The sequence below is a fragment of the Arthrobacter sp. UNC362MFTsu5.1 genome (assembly GCF_000685965.1).
In the GTDB taxonomy this organism is placed as follows: domain Bacteria; phylum Actinomycetota; class Actinomycetes; order Actinomycetales; family Micrococcaceae; genus Arthrobacter.
This window is the reverse complement of record NZ_JMLE01000055.1, coordinates 1-6,157: the sequence shown is the minus strand read 5'-3', so window position 1 is coordinate 6,157 and position 6,157 is coordinate 1. Positions and strand designations below refer to the sequence as shown.

General features: G+C 66.0%; 3 protein-coding genes and 1 rRNA gene. All 4 read left to right on the top strand.

What is annotated here, in order from left to right; all coding sequences use genetic code 11:
* The first annotated feature begins 32 nt into the window (after positions 1 to 32).
* The 4 genes from rrf (at position 33) to BS38_RS0123815 (ending at position 5,615) form a co-directional block, all read left to right on the top strand.
* Positions 33 to 149 (top strand): 5S ribosomal RNA (rrf, locus tag BS38_RS0123830).
* A 163-nt stretch (positions 150 to 312) separates the two neighbouring features.
* Entirely contained in the window at positions 313 to 1,338 is a 1,026-nt protein-coding gene (locus tag BS38_RS0123825) for a LacI family DNA-binding transcriptional regulator (RefSeq protein ID WP_028272998.1), read from the top strand.
* Between the two features lie 177 nt (positions 1,339 to 1,515).
* Positions 1,516 to 2,274: a glucose 1-dehydrogenase gene (locus BS38_RS26350; protein WP_043439966.1), complete on the top strand. Its 759-nt coding sequence runs from the start codon at positions 1,516 to 1,518 to the stop codon at positions 2,272 to 2,274.
* Between the two features lie 200 nt (positions 2,275 to 2,474).
* A complete protein-coding gene (locus BS38_RS0123815; RefSeq protein WP_028272997.1) occupies positions 2,475 to 5,615 on the top strand; it encodes a glycoside hydrolase family 2 TIM barrel-domain containing protein in 3,141 nt (1,046 codons plus the stop codon).
* Positions 5,616 to 6,157: the final 542 nt, after the last annotated feature.

Sequence of the window (6,157 nt, the reverse complement as noted above, 5' to 3'; positions counted from 1 at the left end):
CCCCACGGGGCCGGCCGGTGCGGAGCAAGGGTTACGGCGGTCATAGCGTGGGGGAAACGCCCGGTCCCATTCCGAACCCGGAAGCTAAGACCCACAGCGCCGATGGTACTGCACCCGGGAGGGTGTGGGAGAGTAGGTCACCGCCGGAACACCATTCAGGTCGAGAGCCCCAACCACACGGTTGGGGCTCTCCCACTTTAACCACCACACACAAACCCACTCCCGGAACGTGCACCCCCAGGGGCAACCCACTCCCAGATCCCGGGCCCCCCAGACGGACCCTCGCCCGCTGCGCCTCTAGACTTACACTTCATGAGCCACACACCGTCCGGGTACCCTGCCAAGCGGGCCACAATCCTAGACGTCGCCGCGGCTGCCGGTGTTTCCCGCCAGACCGTCACGCGGGCAATGAACGGCATGCCGGGGATCAAGGAATCCACCCGTCTACGGGTACAGGAGTTGGCCCAGGAGCTGGGCTACACCCCGAGCCGCTTCGCCAAGGGCCTCGTCCAGGGGGCCAGGACATCAGTTGGCCTGGCGATTCCAGATCTCACCAACCCGTATTACCCTGCTTTTGCCTCCAGCGTCGTGGAATTGGCCACACTCCGCGGTTGGCATGTGGTGGTCGACGACTATGGTCACGGCGGCCGCAGCGGCCTGGACGCCGTCGAGCACCTGGCACCCCAGGTGGACGCCGTCATTGGCTACCTTGGCGGCTACGCCGACCAGGCGCAGTCCTTCCTGGGCCGGCGTCCCCTCATTGTCTTGGATGAGGCTCCTGGCGGCGCAGCCGGCAGCATCAACTTCGAGTACGACCACGCCGCACAACTGGCCGCGGACCGACTGATCCACACGAAACGGCAGCACGTCGCCTATCTGGAGGCGGGTTCCGCTCCCACCGGCGGCAAGGAAGTTCCCGGCACCGCCCGCGGAAAGGCCGTGGCGGGGCGACTGGACGAGGCCGGGATGTCCTGGTCCCCGATCTTCGCCGAGGAGACAGCAGAGGCGGCAAAGGCGGCCTCGGCGGCGTTCCTCAGGGCCCGCCCGGAAACCGACGGGATCCTGGTCTTCAACGATCTGATGGCCGCCGGCGTCCTGAAAGCGGCGGCCGACGCCGGACTTCGGGTACCGGAAGACTGTGCGGTGATGGGCATGGACGGAATCCCCCTCGGAGAACTCCTCACGCCCCAGCTCAGCACCCTGGCACTGGACCTCCGAGAGGTCGGACGGGCCGCCGTCGAACTCCTTGATGGATTGCTGTCCGGATCAATCACGCCCGGATCCGAGGAATCGCGGCTGACCTTGAAGCATCGGCTGGTGCTCAGGGAATCTGCCTGACGCCATTCTGCTGCTACACACGGATCGCTTGGCCAAGATGAGTCAAAGTGCCCTTTCGGCCGGAGCGGCTAACCGTCAAGCTGAAACGGGACTAACGCAGCCGTCCCGGTCTGCCGAAGCCCCGCCGGACGCGCCGCATTTCGGCGGCTCGAGGCCAACTCGTGGACAGGAGCAGGGATGGGACGGCTGGATGGCAAAGTGGGCCTCATCAGCGGCGGATCACGCGGGATCGGTGCAGCCATAGCTGAACGGATGCTTGAAGAGGGCGCCAGGGTGATCGTCGGTGATGTCCTGGACCAGGAGGGAGCCGAACTGGCAGCGAGGCTGGGAGGCGATTCCCGATTCGTGCACCTCGACGTGACGAGCCCAACGGACTGGCAGCGGGCGGTAGATGCCGCCGTCACCGAGTTCGGCAGTCTCAGCGTGCTGGTCAATAACGCCGGCATTGTGAACTTTGGCCGGATTGATGAGTATTCCCATGAAGAATGGGCCAGGATCATCGACGTCAACCTGACCGGCGTCTTCAACGGCATCAAGGCGGCGGCCCGGTCCCTGGCGTTGAGCGGAACCGCCTCGATTATCAATATTTCGTCGATCGCCGGCATCCGCGGCTACGAAAGCCTCTCCGGGTATACCGCGTCCAAATGGGGTGTCCGCGGACTGACGAAGAGCGCGGCCCTGGACCTCGGAGGATCCGGAACGCGCGTGAACTCGGTGCACCCCGGCGTCATCGAGACGCCCATGACCGCCGGCATGACGTTCGACACGGACCACGTGCCGCTGCACCGGATCGGCCAGCCGCGGGACGTAGCCGATCTGGTGGTGTACCTGGCCTCGGACGAATCCTCTTTTGTTACAGGTGCGGAGTTCGTGGTCGACGGCGGTGATACCGCCGGGACTGTGTCGCCTGAGGTCGCTGGCGGCTCGCCGGACTAACCGAATCAGAAAGGAAAAGACCCGCGGGCCACTGCGGGCGGGAGGCCGGAATTTGGCAAAGCCCAAGGGCTCCGGGCCCCTTTTCAAGCACGCTCCGTTGGCGTAGGATCGATTGGACCGTGAACGTTCACGAAACTGCGACGACGCACACGTGCGCCGCGCGCGCTGCACTGGAACCGACCCCAAAACCGAGGACCGCTATGCCCGTTGAGCCCACAACCGCCAGCCCAACCTCCGCAGCAAGCTCCGTCGTCGACGCTGCCGACCGCGCCGACAACGGCGCCGGACTCGCCCTGGTACAGCCGGCGGCTGCTGCCCCCGAACGGCGCCTGGACGTTGCCGCCCAGCAGGTCGCTGATCTGGCGTCGGTGGCTCCCGCGCAGGGCACAAAGCCGGCACGGGCCTACCTCGAGAGCGATGCGCCACGCCTGACGCTGAACGGCGTGTGGAAGTTCAGGCTTCACGCCGGCATCCGGCAGGCGCCACAGGACGGCTGGCAGACAGGCGGAGCCAGTGCGGATTTCGGCGACCTGCCGGTGCCCTCGAGCTGGCCCATGCACGGCCACGGAACGCCCTGGTACACCAACGTTCAGTTCCCCTTCGCCGTGGAACCGCCGCACGTTCCGGACGCCAACCCCGTCGGTGACCTCTTCCGCGAGTTTGAGGCAGGTCCCGAGTTCTTCCCCTCCGCGGTGATCCGTTTCGACGGGATTGAGTCCGCTGGGACAGTATGGCTGAACGGCACGTTGCTGGGCACCACGCGCGGCAGCCGGCTTGCCCACGAATTCGATGCCTCGGGCGTCCTGGTGCCGGGCAGGAATGTGCTGGCAGTACAGGTGGCGCAGTTCTCGGCGGCCAGTTACGTCGAGGACCAGGACATGTGGTGGCTGCCGGGCATCTTCCGCGACGTGACGCTGCAGGCGCGGCCGGCGGACGGAATCGACGACGTCTTCGTCCACGCGGACTTCGATCATCACACCGGCGAAGGCATCCTGCGCGTTGAGGCGAGCCGGGCTGGTGAGGCGATTGCCGCCGTCGTGCGCGTTCCGGAACTGGGGCTGGAACTGCCCGCCGGGGACGAACACCGGATCCCGGGGATTTCGCCGTGGTCGGCAGAAATGCCGCGGCTGTACGACGCCACCGTCAGCGCAGCCACCACGGGCGGGCCGGGGGAGACCGTTGCGGTGCAGATCGGCTTCCGGAGCATCGTTATCGAGGACGCGCAGTTCAAAGTGAACGGCCAGCGGATCCTGCTCCGCGGCGTCAACCGCCACGAGCACCATCCCAAGCTGGGCCGCGTGGTCCCGAGGGACGTCATGGAGAGCGAGCTGCGGCTGATGAAGCAGCACAATATCAACGCCATCCGGACGTCGCATTACCCGCCGCATCCGGATTTCCTGGCGCTGGCGGACCGGCTCGGCTTCTACGTTGTGCTTGAGTGCGATCTTGAAACGCACGGTTTCGAAGAGGGCGGCTGGAAGCAGAACCCCAGCGCGGATCCGCAGTGGCAGCCGGCCCTTCTCGACCGGATGTCCCGGACTGTGGAACGGGACAAGAACCACGCCTCGGTGATCATGTGGTCCCTGGGCAATGAGGCAGGCACGGGCGAGAACCTGGCGGCGATGTCCCGCTGGACCAAGCTCCGTGACCCGTCCAGGCCCATCCACTATGAGGGCGACTGGAGCTCGGCGTACGTGGACGTCTACTCGCGGATGTACGCCAGCCAGGCTGAGACGGCGCTGATCGGCCAGGGCGTGGAACCTCCCCTGGACGATGCGGAGCTGGACGCGCGGCGCCGTGCAATGCCCTTTGTCCTGTGCGAGTACGTCCACGCCATGGGCAACGGGCCGGGCGGCATGTCCGAGTACCAGGAGCTCTTTCATCGCCACCCCAGGCTCATGGGCGGCTTCGTGTGGGAATGGCTGGAGCACGGCATCACCCGCACGGACCCGGACGGCACGGAGTACTTCGTGTACGGCGGCGACTTCGGCGAGGAAGTCCACGACGGCAACTTCGTCACGGACGGCCTCGTGGACGCCAACCGCGTCCCCCGCCCGGGCCTCCTGGATTTCAAGAAAGTCATCGAGCCGCTGGCCCTTGAGGTGGCCGGGGACTGGTCCGCGTTCTCGATCACCAACCGCTTCGATTTCGCCGACACGTCGGGGCTTGAGTTCCGCTACACCGTGGAGGCCGACGGCGTGACGGTCGACGGCGGTCGTGTTGACGTCGCGCCCGTGGCGCCGCACGAATCTGCCGGTATCCAGCTGCCGCCCGGACTGCTGGAACGTGCCGCGCACGCGCCGGCGGCGGGTGAACAGGCGCCGGGGCTGGCGGCGCAGGCACCGGCGGTGCTGACGGTCAGCGCGGTGCTCGCAAACGACGCAGTGTGGGCGGAGGCAGGCCACGAAGTTGCCTGGGGCCAGGCGTCAGCCAACGTGCGGGTGGCCCCTGCGCCGGCGGCCGCGGCCGGCGTGGACGTGGACGGTGATTTCCTCCGCCTGGGACCGGCTGTCTTCGAACGGACATCGGGTTCGCTCATCCGGCTGGGCGAGACTGCGGTCGAGGGGTTCCGGCTGCTGCTGTGGCGTGCACCCACGGACAACGATCTCGGCGCGGAGTGGGGCAGCCCGGATCCGCGTCCTGTGGCCACACAGTGGCTGGACGCGGGGCTCAACCGGATGCATCCGCGGCTGGTGGGCATCTCCTCCCGCCCCTCGGCAGACGGAGGCGAAGAACTGGTGGTGCGGACACGGGTTGCTGCCGCGGGCAAGCAGTTCGGTGTCCTCGCCGAATACGTCTGGACCAGTGACGGGACCACCATCAGCCTTCGGACATCGGTCCGGCCCGACGGTTCATGGGTCAACGCCGGCCGGCCAGTGCCGTGGGCCCGGATAGGCGTGGAACTCGTGCTGGGCTCAGCGGCGGAGTCCGTGGAGTGGTTCGGCCAGGGGCCGCATCAGAGCTACCCGGATACGGGCCAGGGCGCCAGGCTTGGCTGGCATCGCATGCCGGCGGCCGACATGGACGTCGAATACGTCCGGCCCCAGGAGTCCGGCGCCCGTTCCGGTGTGCACGCGGCAGTGTTGGAGCTCGACGGCGGCCGGCTCACCATCGCGGGTGAGCCCTTCGCACTCACCGTGCGCCCGTACAGCCTGGATGTACTGGATACCGCAAACCACCGGCCGGACCTTGTTCCGGACGGCCGCAGCTACGTGTACCTCGACCACGCCGTGCACGGGATCGGAACCGCCGCCTGCGGCCCGGGCGTATTGGAGGGCTACCGGCTGACGCCGCGGGAGGCTGACTTTACCTTCGTATTTGCTGTGACTCAGTCCACATAAGCCGTTTCGGTGCCGTGGGGCATCCCAAGAGGGCAAGGCCGGCCGGAAATCCGCGGAATTCCGCAGGTTTCCGGCCCAGTCCCACCGTTCGCGGGTGGATTTGTGCGGGGTCCTCTGGCCGTGTAAAGTAATTCGAGTCGCCGCCGCTGATGCGGAAAGATAGCGACCGACCCCCTTCTGAATGGCCTGAAAAACGGCGTCTTTACTGGCGTGCGGAAACCGGGTGGGGATCCTTCCTGTGGTGCTTGTGGGTGGCGGAAACGCCGGTTTGCATAGCGGTCCGGGATCGGGTAAGTTTGGAAAGTTGCTCCGGAGCGATCCGCGACTGAATGGCCTGTTGGTCTGGTTGTGGTGGTGCCGGGTGTGTCTGTTGTTTGAGAACTCAATAGTGTGCCAAGTTTGTTGATACCAATTTTTTGTATTGAATTGGTTGAATTGACTGGATTGTCCATCCCGTGGATGGTCTGGTTTTTACAGCTGGTTTCAAATTTTGTGCATTGTGTGTATCCCGTTTTCCCGGGGGCGCATGGTGTGTCTGTTTT